This is a genomic window from Ruegeria sp. BG11 (assembly GCF_056538565.1).
Genome location: NZ_JBQFTH010000001.1, coordinates 189,467 through 206,780, shown reverse-complemented (window position 1 = coordinate 206,780; position 17,314 = coordinate 189,467). Strand labels below are relative to the sequence as shown.

Genomic DNA, 17,314 nt, shown 5'->3' with positions numbered 1-17,314 from the left:
CAGTATTCCTTTCAAATTGTATTGACACAAAGTAGCAATGTTCGGTACATGTGTTTGATACATTCGCAATTGTGTCAAATGCAAAGGAAGAATTGTAATGGATACAATTTGGCCGGAGACGCTGCCAAAATCCAAAGGGCCCAAGTATACCTTAGTGGCTGATACAATACGAAAAGCGATTGAAAGTAAGTCGTTAGATATCGGGGCCAAACTACCCCCTGTGCGCGAACTTGCGTATCGGCTCCAGATCACTCCGGGAACCGTCGCGCGGGCCTATACGATTCTGACCGAAGAGGGCTTGCTACAAGCTGAGGTCGGACGTGGTACATTTGTAGCCCCTCCGAAATCCCCGATTCTGGACGATGTCTGGTCCAGGCAGCTTCATCTAGCTGAGGCTCAGAATGCCAATCACGTCAGCCTGTTCAGCCCGAGGCTTGCAGATATGGGGCAGGTGTCTCTGATCCGCGAGTGTCTACAGAAAGTCGCGCAGTCGGATCCGGCCTTGTTCATGAACTATCCGACACGCGATGCGTATAAACCCATGCGCCAGGCAGTGGTTGAATGGTTGTCGAACCTGCCGCTTGGCAAGTTGAGCGACGACGACATTGTACTGACACACGGAGGTCAGAACGGCCTGTGCCTGGTATTCCAGACCATTCTGCAAGGTCCCAAACCAATCGTGATGGTCGAAGACCTTTCTTATGCTGGGTTCCGTCGCGCGGCAGAGTTGATGCGGGCCGATGTGGTTGGCATCCGAATGGACAAATGGGGCATCGACCCGGCAGCGATGGAGCATGTTCTGCGTCAGACACCAGCGCAGGCAGTCTGTGTTTCACCTGAGGTTCAGAACCCGACCGGGCTGCACACCCCTTTGGAGCGGCGCAAGGAAATCGTGGAAATCGCGCGGAAATTCGATGTGCAGATTGTCGAGGATGACTGTTACCGGATGGGAGACGCAAAAGAACCCAGTTTCCGCGCGTTGGCCCCTGAGCGGGGATGGCACGTGTCTTCGATCTCGAAAGTGCTGACACCGTCCTTGCGCGTCGGCTTCGCTATTGCGCCCAGAGACCGGAGCGTGGATCTGCGCCGATCAGCCGAATACGGATACTTTGGTCTGGCACAGCCGCTGGCTGAACTGACCAGACTGCTGCTCTCTGACCCTCGCACGCGCCAAATCGCGCGGGATGTGCGCTCGCGGATGGGAGAGTATGTGCGGGTGACAGTGAATGCTCTGGGCGGGTTCGATCTAAACTGGGCGCCTGATGTGCCGTTTGTCTGGCTGCATTTGCCGTCGGGTTGGCGGGCTGCTGCGTTCAGCCGCGCGGCAGAGCGAGAAGGAATTCAACTGAGATCCGCGGATGAGTTCGCGCTACGGGACGGGCGCGCCCCGAACGCTGTGCGCATTGCGATGAACGGGCATGTCTCGCTGCAAAGGTTCGAGGACGCGATGCTCCGCCTTCGGGCTTTGCTGGACAATCCGCCTGAGCAAATCAGCGTGTAGGATGGGGTAAAATAATACCTATTTTATAAACTATTAAAAACGCACAATAAAAACTTGATTGCGTGTGTTGACGTGCATTCTAAGCAGGTCTAAACCCCCTCCATCGAATTCGGACCGCTCTGTCTTGGGGCGGTCTTTCACATCAAACAGGACTATCCTGCCATGAAAACCTTTTCTGCAACACCTGCAGACATCGACAAGAAATGGATCCTGATCGACGCCGAGGGCGTTGTTCTGGGCCGTCTTGCTTCGATCGTCGCCATGCGCCTGCGTGGCAAGCACAAAGCGTCGTTCACCCCGAACATGGACATGGGCGACAACGTCATCGTGATCAACGCTGACAAAATCCAGATGACCGGCAAGAAGCGCGAAGAGAACTTCTACTGGCACACTGGCCACCCGGGCGGCATCAAGTCGCGCACCAAACAGCAGATCCTGGAAGGTGCCCACCCCGAGCGCGTTGTCGTTCAGGCCGTCAAGCGCATGCTGCCGGGCAACCGTCTGGCGCGTCAGCAAATGACCAACCTGCGCGTATATGCCGGTGCCGAGCACCCGCATGAAGCCCAGGCCCCCGAAGTTCTGGACGTTAAGTCCATGAACAAGAAAAACACCCGGAGCTAATGACCGATGGCTGATCAGATCAATACTCTCGAAGAGCTGAGCGCCGTCGCAGGCGTTGAAACCGTGGCCGAAGAAGTCATCGTGCGCGAACCCGTACGTGATGAGCTGGGCCGCTCCTACGCCACCGGCAAGCGTAAAGACGCTGTTGCCCGCGTTTGGATCAAGCCGGGTTCCGGCAAGGTCACCGTGAACGGCAAAGACCAGGACAAGTACTTCGCTCGTCCGGTTCTGCAGCTGATCCTGCGCCAGCCGTTCCAGGTTGCTGGTGTTGAAGGTGAGTTCGACGTTGTCGCAACCGTCAAAGGCGGTGGCCTGACCGGTCAGGCCGGTGCGGTCAAGCACGGCATCTCGAAAGCGCTGCAACTGTACGATCCGAACCTGCGTGGTGCGCTGAAAGCCGCTGGCTTCCTGACCCGCGACAGCCGCGTTGTGGAACGTAAGAAATACGGTAAGCGCAAAGCGCGTCGTTCGTTCCAGTTCTCGAAGCGTTAATCGCTACGGAACACCGAATTGGAAAGGGCTCGCAATTGCGAGCCCTTTTTCTTTGCGTTTTAAGTTGTTTAGGGCGTGATCATCACCTTCCCGTCGCTCTTTTTCAGAGCCTTCGCCAGGTTTGGGATCAGAGTTCGAAGGGTCAGCCGCTCGGACACGTCCGTTTTCCAGCGCCCGTCCGCAAATCGCGCCTGAACCTCGGTCACGACGCGCATCTGGTCGGCCGGAGGGGTGGTCATCATCCAGTTGGTCAGCCAGAACCCCTCGATCCGTTTACCCATGAAGATCAATTGCCCGGTTTGGTTCAGGGTTGGGGCATCGCTGCCGAGTTTGCCATAGCAAACCCAACGTGCGCGATTGGGCATCGCGCAGAAAATCCGCTCGGACAAGGAGTCCATGACAGCGTCGAGAAAAACGCGGGGCTTCAGCTTGGCGCTCAGCTCGGCAAACTGGCGGGTGACGTCTGGGTCCGTTGTGATCAAAACTTCCGAAGCCCCAAGCTCTTTCAGCATCGGAGCAGCCTCAGCGCGCCTCACCATGGCGACGGGCTTCAAGCCCAGATCCCGCCCAAGGCTGCACATCAGCTTACCCAACTGGCTGGTGGCGGCTGAAACAACAAACGCATCTCCGTTTTCCTTGGCTATATCAACCATAGCCATCGCGGTCAGCGGATTGACGATCTGCGCAGCCCCGTCATCGTCCGAGATGTCGGGGCGCAAAGGGATGCACATTTGCATCTGGGTAACGACATATTCCACCCAAGCTCCCGATCCGGCGGCGACAAAGGCGACGCGCAGGCCTTGTAGACCTTCCGCTCCTTCGCCCGTTGCCACGACATCTCCGCACCCTTCAAAGCCCGCAGCGGCACCTTTGACACGGGGTTGGCCGTATTCGCCTTTGATGAAGTGAATGTCTGACGGATTGACCGAGGCAGTGCGCAGCCGGATCAGAACCTGCCCGGAGCCGGGGGTAGGGACGGGCAATTCGGCATCGGCCAACCACTCAGACGCGTCTTTGATCGTGGGGCCTGTCATGGTGCCGGAATAGCCATCGTGTTTCAGGACAACGGCGCGCATGGTGGAGGGCAAGTCGGTCATTGGTCAGTCCTTGAATTGCGCGTTTCTCCGGATCAGGAGTAAGCCTGATGGCAAAGAAAAACGGCGCGGGGTTCTTGTTGGGTCAAGCCAAACAAAAGCCCCGCGCCGCGTCAATTCTGCCGCTGTCTAACGTCACGGCATGTGTAGAAGGCCGCCGGTGGACGGCCTGACCCTTATTGGCTCATCGCATTTTGCAGGTCCTGAAGCTTGGTCAGAACCGCCTCGGGCGAGGCTTTGATCTCATCCAGGATCTTGATCACCTGATCTTTGACACCCTGTGCAATCTCGCTGTCCTGGACCGAGGCGACCATGGCGTCATAATCGAAGTTCTGAGCTGTCAGCATGCCCTCTTCAACCCAATAGTTGAACAACTCCTGACCTTGGTTCGCTAGAGAGGCAATCTGATCACCGGCTTGATCTGCAGCCTCGGAGGCCTGATCTGCGATCGAATTGGCGGCGTCAGTGGCCTGATCCGCCACAGATGACGCGGCCTCAGAGGCCTGTTCGGTCAGAGATGACGCCGCTTCGCTGGCTTGTTCTGTGGCCGATTCCAGTGCTTCGCTTGCGGCGTCCTGCACGGCTGAGGCAGCTTCGCTGACCGCATCGCTCGCATCCTCGGCAGCGGCTTCAAGTCTTTCGGCCGGCGTCGGTTCGGGTTGGTTGAGATAGAAATATCCGCCCGCGCCAAGACCGACGAGGACGATGATGATAAGAAGAGTACGCGACATTAGGTGTCTCCTTTGGAAATTTGTGCCGCTGGGATGATCTAAATCTAGGGCGACTCAAAGGGGAATTCTTGTGATTTCTCAGCAGAATACGGGTTTGGGCCAAGCTACGCTGATTGGGCGACTTAATCCGGCGGCAAAGCGCCCACGGTTTTGGGCTTTGAGGTGAACTTCGATGATAACACATTGAGGGCCGGTCCCTGCGGGCCGTGCACAAGGACGTTGTGCCTAGCGAAACCCGCGCCGATGCCCGCATTTTGCTGCCTGGTCGCATTTTGGGTCTTATGTGAAGGACTTCACTGCCTTTGATCTCAAAATGAACGACACTCCAGTCAGACAGGGTAAAAAAGAAATTTTGTGGATCACGATCGGGTTTGGTTCCCAAATTAACGAGTAACGTCTTTTGTTTGAAATAGGCCTATTGGGCCAAAAGGGGCACTGATCTCTCACTTTGTGGTTGAATGTGAGGGGCGGTGTGAGGGGGGCTGGATGAGGGGGTCTTGGCCAGCCCCTCTCTTTGCGCATCAGGACAGACCTGTCGGTCTGTGAAAGCAAAGAAACCATTTGGAAATTATGGCGGAGAGACAGGGATTCGAACCCTGGGTGGGCTTGCACCCACAACGGTTTTCGAGACCGCCCCGTTCGACCACTCCGGCACCTCTCCGCGGGGGTCTGTGAGGGGGGGATTTAGTGAGGAACGCGCAGGGGTGCAAGCAGAAAATTCGCAGAATTCACATTCCTTGGATTTTCCATTGCCTGCCGCAACAAAACACCTAGGCTGATAGGCATGAAAAATCGAGTTGAGCGTTCTGTTGTCCCATTGCTCGCGCTGCTTGTCGCGCTTGTTTTGGTCCCCGTTTCTTCGGCTGCTGCCAATCGCGACCGGATCGAAGCCTTCCTCAATACCACCGGGTTTGATGTGGCGCTGGAGAGTATCGCGCTGGCGTCCGGCTCTGCCCCTGAAATGCTGGGCATTGATCCTGATGGGTTCGGATCAGACTGGACCCGCCTTACCGAAGAGGTTTTCGATACCCAGCTTATGCATGAAACGGCGGTCTCGATTCTCGAAGAGACGTTGAGCGATGAGGCGTTGGCTCATGCGGTTGAGTTTTATGCCTCGGATCTCGGTCAAAGGCTGGTCGAGGTCGAAAACGCTGCGCATCTGAATGACGACGAAGAAGCCAAACAGCAGGAGGGGCAGGAAATCGTGGCCGGTCTTGTGCAGGATGGCTCGCCCCGGGTGGAGCAGCTCAAGCGGATGAACAATGCGATTGATGCCAGCGGGACTTCGTTGCGCGCTTTGCAGGAGATCCAATTGCGGTTTCTTCTGGCGGCCAGCGCGTCTGGCGTGATCGACCTGCAGTTGGACGCGGATGAGCTGCGGTTGATGCTGCGGCAGAATGAGGCCGGGATGCGCCAGGCACTGCAACTTTCGGCGCTGGCAGGGGCGGCTTACACGTATCAGGATTTCTCGGACGCGGAGGTCGAGGCCTATGCCGAGGCGCTTGAACAGCCATTGATGCAAGAGGTCTATGAGCTTCTGAACGCGATCCAATATGAAATCATGGCCATGCGGTTTGAGGTTCTGGCTGTCCGCATGGCAGACCTTCATCCGGCTCAGGATATCTGATGCGTCTGGCACTTGCCTTAGTAGTGACGATTCTCTGCGCACTGCCAGCTGTCGCGAATGAACGGGCCAATCGGCTGGCGCATGCCATGAAGCTGGATCAGGTTGTGGGCATTCTGATCGACGAAGGTATGGTTCATCAGCAGGAGCTCGAAGAGAGCCTGTTGGACGGTGACGGAGGCCCTCTGTTTCACGATCAGGTTCAAGATATCTATAACCATTCTTGGATGAAGTCTCGTCTGACCGAAGCCTTCGCCGAGGGCATGTCGAAGGAGCAGATGGACCAGGCAATCGTTTTCTTCGAAAGCGATCTGGGGCAGACGATCGTGACGCTGGAGAACTCGGCCCGCAAAGCCTTTGCAGATGAGGCAATCGAAGAGATGGCGAACGAGGCCTATGAGGGCACGGAACCCGACTCGCCCCGGTTCGAACTGGTCGAGGAATATATCCGCGCGAACGACCTGATTGACCAGAATGTCCAAGGCTCGCTGAGTGCGGATTACAACTTTTTCCTGGGGCTCTACGGCGACAGTTTGGCCGAATACGAAGAGGTTCTGGACGGATTACTGGCGCAGAAAGACACTGTGACGGCGGAGACGACCACATGGTTGTATTCCTTTCTGCTTCTGGCCTATCAACCGCTGGATGAGGTCGAGATGCGCGAGAATATCGCGTTTTCTCGAACCGAGACCGGGCAGGCCCTGAACGCGGCCCTGTTCAAAGGGTTTGACGAGATGTTTGATGGGATCTCGTACCGTCTGGGTGCGGCGGTGGCGCAGGTTTGGCAATCCTCTGATCTCTGACCAGTCTTGGGTGTTGACTTTGCCTTTCATTATGTGGATAAGCGCGCATCCCGGCCGGTTCTCCGCGCCGGGTGTCGTTATTATATGACCCTTTGAAACTTCACGGGGTCTTCCACACAGCCCAAACAGGGCGCGCTGTTCGAGGTGGCTTTCAAGCCAAAAACGCCCGGTAGGGGACCACAGAACGCGGGTTAGAAAAGGAAAGACGCATGTTTGCGGTCCTCAAGACTGGCGGCAAGCAGTACAAGGTTCAGGCGGGCGACGTGCTCCGCGTTGAAAAACTGGCTGCCGACGCAGGTGAAAAAGTTCAATTCAACGATGTTCTGATGCTGGGCGGCGACGCTCCGGTTGTTGGCGCACCTTTCGTTGAAGGCGCAGGCGTACAGGCCGAAGTGATCGAACAGATCAAAGGTGACAAGGTCATCAAATTCGTCAAGCGCCGTCGTAAGCACAGCTCGAAGCGTACCGTTGGCCACCGTCAGAAGCTGACTCTGGTCAAAATCACCGACATCCTGTCGTCGGGCGCTGACAAGTCGGGCATCAAAGCTGCAACCGGGTCTGCTCCGGCTGGCGAAGCGGCATCTGCTGCAAAGCCTGCCAAGAAAGCAGAAGCCAAATCAGAGGCACCCGCCGCTGCTGCCGCTGACGATCTGACCAAGCTGAACGGTGTTGGCCCTGCCGCTGCCAAAAAGCTGGTTGAAGCCGGTATCGAGAGCTTTGCCGCTCTGGCCGCCTTGTCGGACGAGCAGATTGCTGCTATCGACACCATCAAAGTGAAGCCCGAATGGGTTGAGCAAGCCAAAGAGCTGGCTCAAGGCTAAGGAGAGAGAGAATGGCACATAAAAAAGCTGGCGGTTCCTCCCGTAACGGTCGCGACTCAGCTGGTCGCCGCCTTGGCGTGAAACTGTATGGTGGCCAGGCGGCCATCGCAGGCAACATCATCGTACGTCAGCGCGGCACCAAGTTCTGGCCGGGCGAAGGCGTAGGCATGGGCAAAGATCACACCATCTTTGCAACCGTTGATGGCGCTGTGAAGTTCCACAAGGGACTCAAAAACCGCACCTTCATTTCGGTCCTGCCAGTGGCGGAGGCCGCAGAGTAAGCCGAAACCCAGAAGGTTTAATAAAAAATTCATGGGGGACCGGCAGAAAATGCCGGTCCCTTTTTCGTTTTAACGCAGTCGTGATCCAGAACAGCAATGCCCGTCGCAACCACTAGCTTTCTCATCTTTGCCGCCTCACAGGTCGGCACGCCGGGACCGGCCAACATGGTCCTGATGGGAACAGGTGCGCGCTATGGCTTTCGCGCCGCATTGCCCTTTGTGGCCGGGGTCGTTTTGGGCAAGCAGTTGATCATCTGGCCTGTGGGCTTCGGTCTCATGCAAGTGGCTGATCAGGCCCCAATGGCGTTTGAGGTGCTGAAATACGCTTCTGCCGCCTATATTTGCTGGCTGGCCTGGAAGATCGCCAATCTAAGGTTGTCTCGGGCAACGGCAGATGGGAAAGCGCCGGGCTTTTTGTCTGGGCTCATTGTGCATCCGCTGAACCCCAAAGCTTGGGCGATGATTATTGCAGGGTTCACGGGGTTCGTTACGGCGGGGACGTCCAGTTTTGAGGCGACGCTCACAATCGCTCTTTGTTTGTTGTTCTGCCAGATCGTTTTGCACCCGATCTGGACATTTGCAGGGGACCGGATCGCCCATGTGGTTGAAGGTCGGCCTGCGGAAAAATATCTGATGTGGACGCTCGCCAGTCTGACTGTTGCGTCCGTACTTTTTGTGTTGTTCGGAGGAGGAACGCACTCATGAAACTTGAAGCAATCATAAATCAGCCGGTCATCGAAACCGAGCGGTTCGACCTGCGCCCTCTGCGCCGGTCGGACATGGGGCTTATCGAACATTACGCAGGTGATGAGCGCGTGGCGCGGATGACCACGTCGATCCCACACCCGTTGCCGCCGGGCTCGATCGAGGCCTTCGTGACCCGCTCGATGGCGGAAGACCGGGATGAGGACGTCTGGACAATGGATGCCACAAAGGACGGCGGGCCCGAGCTGATCGGCCTGATCTCACTACAGCGGCTTGATCGCAACCAGTCCGAGGTTGGCTATTGGGTTGCGCCTGTCTATTGGAACACGGGCATTGCCTCGATGGCGGTTGAGGCTCTGGTCGGTGCCAACCCGCTTGAGAACGCCAATATGTTCGCCAGCGTTTTTCAGGACAATCCGGCCTCGGCGAGGGTGTTGACCCATTGCGGGTTCCAGTATCTGGGCGATGCAGAAAGCTATTCGGTGGCGCGCGACGCGAATGTGCCCACCTGGACCTATACAAAGAAACTCTGACTTGTGGCCGATGGGGCCTTTGCAGTAGGGGACACTCATGAAATTTCTCGATCTAGCAAAGGTCTACATCCGGTCCGGGGCCGGAGGTGGCGGCTGCGTCAGCTTCCGACGCGAAAAGTACATTGAATACGGCGGACCTGATGGCGGGGACGGCGGCAAAGGCGGGGCTGTCTGGGCCGAGGTCGTGGACGGGCTCAACACCTTGATCGACTTCCGCTATCAGCAGCACTTCTTTGCCAAGAACGGCCAACCGGGCCGCGGTCAGCAACGCACCGGCAAAGATGGTGACGACATCATTCTGCGGGTGCCCGTGGGCACCGAAATTCTGGACGAAGACGAAGAGACCGTCATCTGCGACCTGACCGAAGTGGGGCAGCGCATGTTGCTGGCCAAAGGTGGCAACGGTGGTTTTGGCAACCTTCACTTCAAATCCGCAACCAACCAGGCGCCGCGCCGGGCCAATCCGGGGCAGGCGGGTATTGACCGCACCATCTGGTTGCGGCTGAAACTGATCGCGGATGTTGGCCTTTTAGGCATGCCCAATGCCGGCAAATCGACCTTTCTGGCCGCGACTTCTAACGCGCGGCCTAAAATCGCCGACTATCCGTTTACCACGCTGCACCCCAATCTGGGCGTGGTCGGCGTAGACAATGTGGAATTTGTGGTGGCTGACATCCCCGGCCTGATCGAAGGGGCTCATGAAGGGCGCGGGATCGGAGACCGGTTCCTCGGCCACGTTGAGCGCTGTGCGGTGTTGCTGCATCTGGTCGATGGCACCTCGGAAACCGTAGCCGATGACTACCGTACCATCATCCATGAGCTTGAGGCCTATGGCGGAGAACTGGCCGAGAAACCTCGGATCACCGTGCTGAACAAGGTCGACGCGCTGGATGACGAAGAGCGTGACTTGGCCAAGGCCGAACTGGAAGAGGCCGTTGGTGGCCCGGTCATGACGATGTCTGGCGTCGCACATCTGGGCGTGACCGAGGTGCTGCGCGCCCTGCGTGCTCAAATCGACGAAAACCGCCTGCGCCAGAAACCCGCCGAGGAGGTCGCGCCGTGGCAACCCTGACCGCAGCCCGTCGGCTGGTGGTCAAGATCGGATCCGCTTTGCTGGTGGACCGGAATACGGGACAGCTACGCTCGGATTGGCTGAAATCACTGGCTCAGGACGTGGCCTGGCTGAAAGGGCAGGGCACGGATGTGATTTTGGTGTCTTCTGGCTCGATCGCTTTGGGGCGCGGTGTTTTGGGCCTGCCCGCAGCGGCGTTGGCTCTGGAGCAGTCACAGGCCGCAGCTGCTGTTGGTCAGATCCGTCTGGCGCGTGCTTACGAAGAAGCGCTGACCCCGCATCAGATCACCACGGCTCAAGTGCTGGTGACGCTCGAGGACAGCGAGGATCGTCGTCGCTATCTGAACTCACGCGCGACACTTGAGACGCTTTTGGGCCTTGGCGTTGTTCCCATTGTCAACGAAAACGATACAGTCGCTACGGATGAAATCCGCTATGGCGACAATGACCGGCTGGCCGCGCAGATCGCAGTGACCGTGGGTGCGGACCAGTTGATCCTTCTGTCGGATGTGGACGGGTTCTATACCGGCAATCCGAACGAGGATGCTTCGGCCACGCGCTACGACACGATCGACCAGATCACGCCCGAGATTGAGGCGATGGCCGGAGACGCCGGTTCAGGCCTCTCCAAGGGCGGCATGAAGACCAAGCTAATGGCTGCCAAAATGGCCACGGCTGCAGGTTGCGATATGGCGATCACAGAAGGTTCGACGCTCAATCCTTTGCAATCGCTTGAGAATGGCGCAAACAGCACGTGGTTCACGGCAACGCTTGATCCGCATGCAGCGCGCAAGCGCTGGATATCGGCTATGAAACCGCGCGGAGAGATTACGATCGACGATGGCGCCGCAAAGGCGCTTTCGAATGGCAAAAGCCTGTTGCCTGCAGGTATCGTCGAAGTGACCGGTGATTTCGGACGCGGCGATCCGGTTGCCATTCTTGATCTGCAAGAGCGTCGACTGGCGCAGGGCATCAGCCGCTATACCGCGCAAGAGGCGGACGCAATCAAAGGGCGAAAATCCTCAGAGATTGAGGCAACGCTGGGCTATCCTGGTCGCGCAGCGCTGATTCACAGGGACGATTTGGCGCTATAAAGGCGCAGAAAGGCTAAGGTTATGAAGGATCTCGACAATATTCCCGCTCTGATGGCCGATCTGGGTAAACGCGCCAAAGCTTCCGCGCGCGAGCTGGCCTTTGCCTCGGCCGAGCGTAAACATGCAGCCCTGATCGCCGCGGCTGAAGCTGTCTGGGCCAATCGCGCTCAGATTATCGACGCCAACAAGAAGGATCTGGAGTTCGGGCGTGAAAAGGGCCTGAGCCCTGCCATGATGGACCGTCTGATGCTAAATGAGGACCGCATTCAGGGCATGGTTGATGGCCTGCGCACAGTGGCTGATCAGACCGATCCGGTGGGCGAGGTGATGACCGAGTGGGACATGCCCTCGGGCCTGAATATCCAGCGCGTGCGCACGCCGTTGGGTGTCATTGGGGTGATTTACGAAAGCCGTCCCAATGTGACAGCGGATGCAGGGGCGTTATGCCTGAAGTCCGGTAACGCCGTCATCTTGCGCGGCGGCTCCGAGAGCTTTCACTCCTCCACCGCGATCCACGCCTGTCTGGTCGAAGGTCTGAAAGCTGCGAACTTGCCCGAGGATTCAATTCAACTCGTGCCGACTCGCGACCGCGCGGCGGTGCAGGAATTGCTGACCATGACCGACTATGTCGACGTCATCGTTCCTCGTGGCGGCAAAGGACTGGTCGGACTGGTTCAGCGCGAGGCGCGCGTGCCGGTCTTCGCCCATCTTGAGGGTATCGTGCATATCTACATCGACAAGGCCGCCGACCCGCAAAAGACGTTGGACGTGGTGCTGAATGCCAAGACCCGGCGCACCGGCATCTGCGGCGCGGCAGAGTGTCTGCTGATTCATAAGGACGTGGCCGAAACCCTTGGGCGCGACGTGATTGCTGCGCTCATGGCCGCCGGGGTTGAGGTTCATGCCGAAGGTGTTCTGGCCGTCGATGGAACTACCCAAGCCACGTCAGAGGATTGGGGCAAAGAGTTTCTGGATAGCATCATTGCCGCCAAACCTGTCGCCGATATCGATGCCGCCATTGCGCATATCCAGCACTATGGCTCGAACCACACCGATTGCATCATGACCGAAGATTTCGCGGCTGCTACCCGCTTTTTCGAACGGCTGGACAGCGCCATCCTGATGCACAACGCGTCAACGCAGTTTGCGGATGGCGGTGAGTTCGGAATGGGCGCTGAGATCGGCATTGCCACGGGCAAAATGCATGCACGTGGTCCGGTCGGCGCGGCGCAGTTGACCAGCTTCCAATATCTGGTGCGCGGGAATGGTACGACCCGTTCCTAAAACCTCAGGGTGACGCGGGTTGTGCCGGTCTCGACCGAAACCCGCCGCCCCATGGCTGCGGCCGTTTCCGGGAGCAAGGCAAACTGAACCTGCGCCGGGGTGACTTTGTTGGCGAAGTTGCCGGTTGCAGCATTCTTCCACAAGTCATTGTCAATGTTCAGTTTGTCGGCTGTGCCAGTCACCTGCCAACCGGTTTCAGAGGTCGAGATATCGACCTGCCCACCAAGCGGCATTGCGCTCTTGCAGCACATCAGGGCCAGAAAGGCCAGTTTGACCTGATTGCGTGGCACAGCCTCGGTCAGGTTCCAGTTGACCCGCACACGACCTGCTCGTTCCACGTCTTTTAGCAACTCGGCGACCTCGCTGCGCCCCAATGGCTGGTCGCTGGCCGAGCCAAAGGCCACGCGAAAAAACCGAATGCGCGCGCCAGCACTGCCGACACTGCCCGAGATAAGCTCCATCTCGGGGCCTTGTACCGCGCCAACCATATCCAACAGCTCCAGCCCGTTGGTGATGGCCCCGATCGGGCTGATCAGATCGTGACAGATGCGCGAGCCAATGAGCTCGGCCAGGTTGACGTCTGTGGCGCCCATGCGTACCTCCTGCTGTATCTGCCACCAGACCGGAGCCCCCATGACAGACCTCAATGCCATTCTTGCACCGGGCATGTTCGTCCGCCACCCCGATTTCCCCGATTGGGGCGTTGGACAGGTGCAGTCCAATATCGGGGGCAAGATTACCGTGAACTTCCGCGAGCAGGGGAAAGTGGTAATCGACGGATCGCGTATCGCCTTGATGCCGGTCTTTGATCCGTGAAACTGGTTTAGGAAAGGTTAACGCCAGTCATCAGATGGGACCCGTATTGCCTTTGGGGGAAAAGCTGCGGTATCAGCCGGAGGCAACTTCAAGGAACGATATGCCGGATTCAGGCCCTTCTTTCACCATCCGACTCGCTGAAACCGAACAGGACCTGCGCGCCGCGCAACGCTTGCGCTACGACGTGTTTGTACGCGAATTAGGTGGTGGCGGAGAGATGGTCGATCACGATGCCGGTCTAGAGCAAGACAAGTTCGATCCGTATTTCGATCACATGTTGGCGATCGACGATCAAACCGGGGAAACTGTCGGCGTTTACAGGCTGTTACCGGGCGAACGTGCGGCAGAGTTAGGCCAGTTTTACTCCGAGGACGAGTATGATCTGACAGTTCTGAAGCAAAGCAGTCGCAAGCTGCTAGAGCTTGGCCGGTCTTGCCTGCATCCGGACTATCGCGGCGGCACGGCCATGTATCACCTGTGGAACGGTTTGGCGGCCTATGTCAACGAGCGTGAGATCGAGGTTTTGTTCGGTGTTGCCAGCTTTCACGGCACCGATGTCACAGCGCTCGCCCAGCCCTTGTCGATGCTGCATCACAACCACCTGGCGCCTGCCGATCTGAGGGTCCGTGCGCAGCCTGATGTGTTTCAATCCATGAACCTCGTGGCACCCGAAGACCTCGATCGCAGGGCGGCAATGGTGCAGGTGCCCGCGCTGATCAAAGCTTATCTGCGTTTGGGCGGTTTCGTGGGCGAGGGGGCCTTTATCGACCACAGCTTTAACACCACAGATGTCTGCTTGATCCTAGATACCGCTCGGATGAACGAGCGGCAAAAGCGCATCTATGGCGGAGCCTAATCCCGTGAGTGATCCGCTTTGGAACAGTGAAGACGCGCCGGATGCGATTCACCTTGGCGTTCTGGGGTGGGTATTGGTTTTCTTGCGCGGTGTGCCGTTGGCGCTGCTGGTCTTTGGTGGCTTGATCATCTTGCTGGCGATACGCCTGATCGAACTCCCCTTATTCGGTATTCGCCGACCAATAACTCCGTTCATCACCCAATTTGTTTGCCGCAACGCCTTTCGCATTCTTGGCATAGGTTTTCGCACTTCCGGAGATCTGATGGCTGAGCGTGGTGCAGTGGTGGCCAACCACACCTCCTGGCTGGATATTTTTGCGCTGAACGCGCGCAAAAGGGTGTATTTCGTTTCCAAGGCCGAAGTGGCGAATTGGCCCGGTATCGGCTGGTTGGCGCGCGCGACCGGAACGGTTTTTATCGAACGGGACCGGAAGAAGGCAAAAGAACAAACGCAGGTGTTCGAAACCCGCCTGAAAGCGGGGCATAAGCTGCTGTTTTTCCCGGAGGGAACCTCGACCGATGGCCTCAGGGTTTTGCCATTTAAAACAACGCTCTTTGCCGCGTTCTTCGCAGATGAGTTGCGAGATTTCATGTATGTTCAGCCGGTCTCGGTGGTGTTTCATGCACCTGTGGGTGAACCGGAACGGTTTTACGGTTGGTGGGGCGACATGGATTTCGGCCCGCATTTGCTGAAGACGCTCGGCGCGCGCAGGCAGGGGGCGGTTGAGCTGATTTATCATGCGCCAGCCAAGGTCAGCGACTTTGAAAACCGCAAAGCGCTGGCTGCGCATTGCGAAGAGGCCGTCCGTCATGCGCACAGCTTGGCGCGGCTTGAAAAATAAGGGCGATTGGCCCTTGCGCTGCATCCAAACCTGCCGTATACGCGCGCCATTCAAACCCGCAGGCGGGGTTTGGGCTTTTTGAGGGAGACATCCTCATCAAGACCGCCGGTTGGAGCATCCGCTTCTTTCACCCCCGCCAAGGCGTAAACCGGAAAAGGAAAATAGCATGGCTCTTCCCGAGTTCTCCATGCGTCAGCTGCTGGAAGCTGGCGTTCACTTTGGTCACCAGACACAGCGTTGGAATCCCCGCATGGGCCCGTTCATCTACGGCTCGCGCAATGGCATCCACATCATGGACCTGACCCAGACCGTTCCGATGCTGGACCAGGCTCTGCAGGCTGTTCGTGACACCGTCGCAAAAGGTGGCCGCGTTCTGTTCGTTGGTACAAAGCGTCAGGCTGCTGGCCCGATCGCTGAAGCGGCTGAAAAGTCGGCTCAGTACTACATGAACCACCGCTGGCTGGGCGGCACTCTGACCAACTGGAAAACGGTTTCCCAGTCGATCAACCGTCTGAACCAGATCGACGAAGCCATGGAAGCGGGCGCAGAAGGCCTGACCAAGAAAGAGCGTCTGGGTATGGAGCGTGACCAGCAGAAGCTGCAGGCTTCGCTGGGCGGTATCCGCGAGATGGGCGGCGTTCCTGACCTGCTGTTCGTCATCGACGTCAAAAAAGAAGCACTGGCCATCGCAGAAGCCAACAAACTGGGTATCCCGGTTGTGGCTGTTGTCGACACCAACTGCTCGCCCGACGGCGTTGACTACATCATCCCCGGCAACGACGACGCAGCCCGCGCGATCTCGCTTTACTGTGACCTGGCCGCACGTGCCGCTCTGGACGGTATGACCGCACAGATGGGTGCTGCAGGCGTTGACCTGGGTGCATTCGAAGAAGCACCGGTTGAAGAAGTCGTTGCAGAAGAAGCCGCTGAAGCTCCGGCCGAAGCGTAAGCTGCCCGTCACGTAATTGACACATGGGGCAGGGTATGACCTGCCCCAATTCCGTTTGAATTGAGGAGAGCCAAAAGATGGCAATCACAGCAGCAATGGTTAAAGAACTGCGCGACGCAACCGGCGCAGGCATGATGGACGCGAAAAAAGCCCTGACCGAAACCGGCGGCAACATGGACGAGGCCGTTGACTGGCTGCGCACCAAAGGTCTGGCCAAAGCGGCCAAGAAATCGGGCCGTACCGCAGCAGAAGGTCTGGTTGCTGTTCACGTCAACGGTGGCAACGGTGTTGCTGTCGAAGTGAACTCGGAAACCGACTTCGTTGCGAAGAACGCTGAGTTCCAGGAAATGGTCGGCAAGATCACCTACGCTGCTGAAGGCGTCGACAATGTCGAAGCTCTGCTGGCTGCTGATCTGGGCGGAAAGTCCGTTGCGGACACGATCACTGACAAGATCGCCACCATCGGTGAAAACATGTCGGTGCGCCGCATGTCGAAACTGTCGGGCGACACCGTTGTGTCCTACGTTCACAACGCAGCCACCAACGGCATGGGCAAAATCGGCGTTCTGGTTGCTCTGACCGGTGGCGACGAAGCAATCGGCAAGCAGGTTGCGATGCACATCGCTGCTGTGAACCCGGCAGCTCTGTCCGAGGCCGACATGGATCCGGCTGTTGTCGAGAAAGAAAAGCAGGTTCAGATGGACATCGCCCGCGAATCCGGCAAGCCGGAGCAGGTGATCGAGAAGATGATCGAAGGCCGCATGAAGAAATTCGTGGCTGAATCGACTCTGTTGAACCAGTCCTTCGTTGTTAACCCTGACCTGACCGTTGAAGCAGCGGCAAAAGAAGCAGGCGCAACCATCACCGGCTTCATCCGTCTGGAAGTTGGCGAAGGCATCGTGGTCGAAAAAGAAGACTTCGCTGCAGAAGTTGCCAAAGCGGCACAAGGCTAAGTCTTTGCTCTAGGCCCCGGTTGCGGGGCCTAACGACCTTCAGAACCGGTCACGTCGAACGTGGCCGGTTTTTTCGTGCCAGAGATAGATTTGTCTGTTCAAGCAGAAGGTGAATGGAGGGCCCCGCATGATGGGGATGGTCGGGACCCTCCAAAATTCCGACGTCGGTACGCGGACGAATAGGCGCTCCAAAAGTCAGAGTGATTGGAGAGCTCTGGTATTGCAAAGATCCAATCGAATGTT

Annotated in this window: 20 protein-coding genes and 1 tRNA gene; 17 read left to right on the top strand and 4 right to left on the bottom strand. The window is 57.7% G+C overall.

Annotated elements, in window-relative coordinates:
* The first annotated feature begins 97 nt into the window (after positions 1-97).
* The 3 genes from ACR0JF_RS01050 (at position 98) to rpsI (ending at position 2,614) form a co-directional block, all read left to right on the top strand.
* The gene (locus ACR0JF_RS01050) at positions 98-1,501 is read left to right on the top strand and encodes an aminotransferase-like domain-containing protein (protein ID WP_170659575.1); all 1,404 of its coding nucleotides are present in this window, start codon (positions 98-100) and stop codon (positions 1,499-1,501) included.
* A 162-nt stretch (positions 1,502-1,663) separates the two neighbouring features.
* The gene (rplM, locus tag ACR0JF_RS01045; RefSeq protein WP_170373746.1) at positions 1,664-2,122 is read left to right on the top strand and encodes a 50S ribosomal protein L13; all 459 of its coding nucleotides are present in this window, start codon (positions 1,664-1,666) and stop codon (positions 2,120-2,122) included.
* A 6-nt stretch (positions 2,123-2,128) separates the two neighbouring features.
* A complete protein-coding gene (gene rpsI, locus ACR0JF_RS01040) occupies positions 2,129-2,614 on the top strand; it encodes a 30S ribosomal protein S9 (protein ID WP_010440030.1) in 486 nt (161 codons plus the stop codon).
* Between the two features lie 68 nt (positions 2,615-2,682).
* On the opposite strand, the gene ACR0JF_RS01035 is transcribed toward rpsI, so the two are convergent.
* The 3 genes from ACR0JF_RS01035 to ACR0JF_RS01025 all read right to left on the bottom strand — a co-directional run bounded on the left by ACR0JF_RS01035 (position 2,683) and on the right by ACR0JF_RS01025 (position 5,100).
* On the bottom strand, positions 2,683-3,711 hold the full coding sequence (locus ACR0JF_RS01035; RefSeq protein WP_170659574.1) for an alcohol dehydrogenase catalytic domain-containing protein: 1,029 nt from the start codon (positions 3,709-3,711) through the stop codon (positions 2,683-2,685).
* A 173-nt stretch (positions 3,712-3,884) separates the two neighbouring features.
* Entirely contained in the window at positions 3,885-4,439 is a 555-nt protein-coding gene (locus ACR0JF_RS01030) for a hypothetical protein (protein ID WP_170659573.1), read from the bottom strand.
* A gap of 571 nt (positions 4,440-5,010) precedes the next feature.
* A tRNA-Ser gene (locus ACR0JF_RS01025) sits at positions 5,011-5,100 on the bottom strand.
* 123 nt (positions 5,101-5,223) lie between these two features.
* On the opposite strand from ACR0JF_RS01025, the gene ACR0JF_RS01020 reads away from it, so the two are divergent.
* The 9 genes from ACR0JF_RS01020 (at position 5,224) to ACR0JF_RS00980 (ending at position 12,656) form a co-directional block, all read left to right on the top strand.
* A complete protein-coding gene (locus ACR0JF_RS01020; protein WP_170659572.1) occupies positions 5,224-6,066 on the top strand; it encodes a DUF2059 domain-containing protein in 843 nt (280 codons plus the stop codon).
* Entirely contained in the window at positions 6,066-6,866 is an 801-nt protein-coding gene (locus ACR0JF_RS01015; protein ID WP_170659571.1) for a DUF2059 domain-containing protein, read from the top strand. Before ACR0JF_RS01020 ends, ACR0JF_RS01015 begins: the two co-directional genes overlap by 1 nt.
* A 209-nt stretch (positions 6,867-7,075) precedes the next feature.
* Positions 7,076-7,687, top strand: coding sequence for a 50S ribosomal protein L21 (locus tag ACR0JF_RS01010; protein ID WP_170659570.1), 612 nt, complete (start codon positions 7,076-7,078; stop codon positions 7,685-7,687).
* An 11-nt stretch (positions 7,688-7,698) separates the two neighbouring features.
* Positions 7,699-7,968 carry a 50S ribosomal protein L27 gene (rpmA, locus tag ACR0JF_RS01005; RefSeq protein ID WP_010440093.1) on the top strand — a complete coding sequence of 90 codons (270 nt, stop codon included), beginning with the start codon at positions 7,699-7,701 and terminating at the stop codon, positions 7,966-7,968.
* A gap of 96 nt (positions 7,969-8,064) precedes the next feature.
* Entirely contained in the window at positions 8,065-8,673 is a 609-nt protein-coding gene (locus tag ACR0JF_RS01000) for a LysE family translocator (RefSeq protein WP_170659569.1), read from the top strand.
* Positions 8,670-9,206: a GNAT family N-acetyltransferase gene (locus tag ACR0JF_RS00995; protein WP_170659568.1), complete on the top strand. Its 537-nt coding sequence runs from the start codon at positions 8,670-8,672 to the stop codon at positions 9,204-9,206. The genes ACR0JF_RS01000 and ACR0JF_RS00995 overlap by 4 nt, the downstream gene beginning before the upstream one ends.
* Before the next feature lie 37 nt (positions 9,207-9,243).
* Complete coding sequence (obgE, locus tag ACR0JF_RS00990; protein WP_170659567.1) at positions 9,244-10,278, top strand: GTPase ObgE; 1,035 nt, start codon at positions 9,244-9,246, stop codon at positions 10,276-10,278.
* On the top strand, positions 10,266-11,372 hold the full coding sequence (proB, locus tag ACR0JF_RS00985; protein WP_170466919.1) for a glutamate 5-kinase: 1,107 nt from the start codon (positions 10,266-10,268) through the stop codon (positions 11,370-11,372). The genes obgE and proB overlap by 13 nt, the downstream gene beginning before the upstream one ends.
* 21 nt (positions 11,373-11,393) lie before the next feature.
* Positions 11,394-12,656: a glutamate-5-semialdehyde dehydrogenase gene (locus tag ACR0JF_RS00980; protein WP_170659566.1), complete on the top strand. Its 1,263-nt coding sequence runs from the start codon at positions 11,394-11,396 to the stop codon at positions 12,654-12,656.
* On the opposite strand, the gene ACR0JF_RS00975 is transcribed toward ACR0JF_RS00980, so the two are convergent.
* A complete protein-coding gene (locus ACR0JF_RS00975) occupies positions 12,653-13,249 on the bottom strand; it encodes a histidine phosphotransferase family protein (protein ID WP_170659565.1) in 597 nt (198 codons plus the stop codon). The genes ACR0JF_RS00980 and ACR0JF_RS00975 overlap by 4 nt on opposite strands.
* 40 nt (positions 13,250-13,289) lie before the next feature.
* Here ACR0JF_RS00975 and ACR0JF_RS00970 point away from each other — a divergent pair, with 40 nt between their 5' ends.
* From ACR0JF_RS00970 to tsf, 5 genes are all read left to right on the top strand, one after another.
* The gene (locus tag ACR0JF_RS00970) at positions 13,290-13,472 is read left to right on the top strand and encodes a DUF3553 domain-containing protein (RefSeq protein WP_170373734.1); all 183 of its coding nucleotides are present in this window, start codon (positions 13,290-13,292) and stop codon (positions 13,470-13,472) included.
* Between the two features lie 100 nt (positions 13,473-13,572).
* Positions 13,573-14,328: an L-ornithine N(alpha)-acyltransferase gene (olsB, locus tag ACR0JF_RS00965; protein ID WP_170659564.1), complete on the top strand. Its 756-nt coding sequence runs from the start codon at positions 13,573-13,575 to the stop codon at positions 14,326-14,328.
* Complete coding sequence (gene olsA, locus ACR0JF_RS00960; RefSeq protein WP_170659563.1) at positions 14,315-15,169, top strand: lyso-ornithine lipid O-acyltransferase; 855 nt, start codon at positions 14,315-14,317, stop codon at positions 15,167-15,169. The genes olsB and olsA overlap by 14 nt, the downstream gene beginning before the upstream one ends.
* 166 nt (positions 15,170-15,335) lie before the next feature.
* Positions 15,336-16,118: a 30S ribosomal protein S2 gene (rpsB, locus tag ACR0JF_RS00955; protein ID WP_170466928.1), complete on the top strand. Its 783-nt coding sequence runs from the start codon at positions 15,336-15,338 to the stop codon at positions 16,116-16,118.
* Positions 16,119-16,195: 77 nt separating this feature from the next.
* A complete protein-coding gene (gene tsf / locus ACR0JF_RS00950; protein WP_170373730.1) occupies positions 16,196-17,071 on the top strand; it encodes a translation elongation factor Ts in 876 nt (291 codons plus the stop codon).
* The last annotated feature ends 243 nt before the right edge of the window (positions 17,072-17,314 follow it).

What these genes read in the sequence shown, in the direction of transcription:
- ACR0JF_RS01050 (WP_170659575.1), top strand. Translation starts at nt 98, where the DNA reads ATGGATACAATTTGGCCGGAGACGCTGCCAAAATCCAAAGGGCCCAAG.
- rplM (WP_170373746.1), top strand. Translation starts at nt 1,664, where the DNA reads ATGAAAACCTTTTCTGCAACACCTGCAGACATCGACAAGAAATGGATC.
- rpsI (WP_010440030.1), top strand. Translation starts at nt 2,129, where the DNA reads ATGGCTGATCAGATCAATACTCTCGAAGAGCTGAGCGCCGTCGCAGGC.
- ACR0JF_RS01035 (WP_170659574.1), bottom strand. Translation starts at nt 3,711, where the DNA reads ATGACCGACTTGCCCTCCACCATGCGCGCCGTTGTCCTGAAACACGAT.
- ACR0JF_RS01030 (WP_170659573.1), bottom strand. Translation starts at nt 4,439, where the DNA reads ATGTCGCGTACTCTTCTTATCATCATCGTCCTCGTCGGTCTTGGCGCG.
- ACR0JF_RS01020 (WP_170659572.1), top strand. Translation starts at nt 5,224, where the DNA reads ATGAAAAATCGAGTTGAGCGTTCTGTTGTCCCATTGCTCGCGCTGCTT.
- ACR0JF_RS01015 (WP_170659571.1), top strand. Translation starts at nt 6,066, where the DNA reads ATGCGTCTGGCACTTGCCTTAGTAGTGACGATTCTCTGCGCACTGCCA.
- ACR0JF_RS01010 (WP_170659570.1), top strand. Translation starts at nt 7,076, where the DNA reads ATGTTTGCGGTCCTCAAGACTGGCGGCAAGCAGTACAAGGTTCAGGCG.
- rpmA (WP_010440093.1), top strand. Translation starts at nt 7,699, where the DNA reads ATGGCACATAAAAAAGCTGGCGGTTCCTCCCGTAACGGTCGCGACTCA.
- ACR0JF_RS01000 (WP_170659569.1), top strand. Translation starts at nt 8,065, where the DNA reads ATGCCCGTCGCAACCACTAGCTTTCTCATCTTTGCCGCCTCACAGGTC.
- ACR0JF_RS00995 (WP_170659568.1), top strand. Translation starts at nt 8,670, where the DNA reads ATGAAACTTGAAGCAATCATAAATCAGCCGGTCATCGAAACCGAGCGG.
- obgE (WP_170659567.1), top strand. Translation starts at nt 9,244, where the DNA reads ATGAAATTTCTCGATCTAGCAAAGGTCTACATCCGGTCCGGGGCCGGA.
- ACR0JF_RS00980 (WP_170659566.1), top strand. Translation starts at nt 11,394, where the DNA reads ATGAAGGATCTCGACAATATTCCCGCTCTGATGGCCGATCTGGGTAAA.
- ACR0JF_RS00975 (WP_170659565.1), bottom strand. Translation starts at nt 13,249, where the DNA reads ATGGGCGCCACAGACGTCAACCTGGCCGAGCTCATTGGCTCGCGCATC.
- ACR0JF_RS00970 (WP_170373734.1), top strand. Translation starts at nt 13,290, where the DNA reads ATGACAGACCTCAATGCCATTCTTGCACCGGGCATGTTCGTCCGCCAC.
- olsB (WP_170659564.1), top strand. Translation starts at nt 13,573, where the DNA reads ATGCCGGATTCAGGCCCTTCTTTCACCATCCGACTCGCTGAAACCGAA.
- olsA (WP_170659563.1), top strand. Translation starts at nt 14,315, where the DNA reads ATGGCGGAGCCTAATCCCGTGAGTGATCCGCTTTGGAACAGTGAAGAC.
- rpsB (WP_170466928.1), top strand. Translation starts at nt 15,336, where the DNA reads ATGGCTCTTCCCGAGTTCTCCATGCGTCAGCTGCTGGAAGCTGGCGTT.
- tsf (WP_170373730.1), top strand. Translation starts at nt 16,196, where the DNA reads ATGGCAATCACAGCAGCAATGGTTAAAGAACTGCGCGACGCAACCGGC.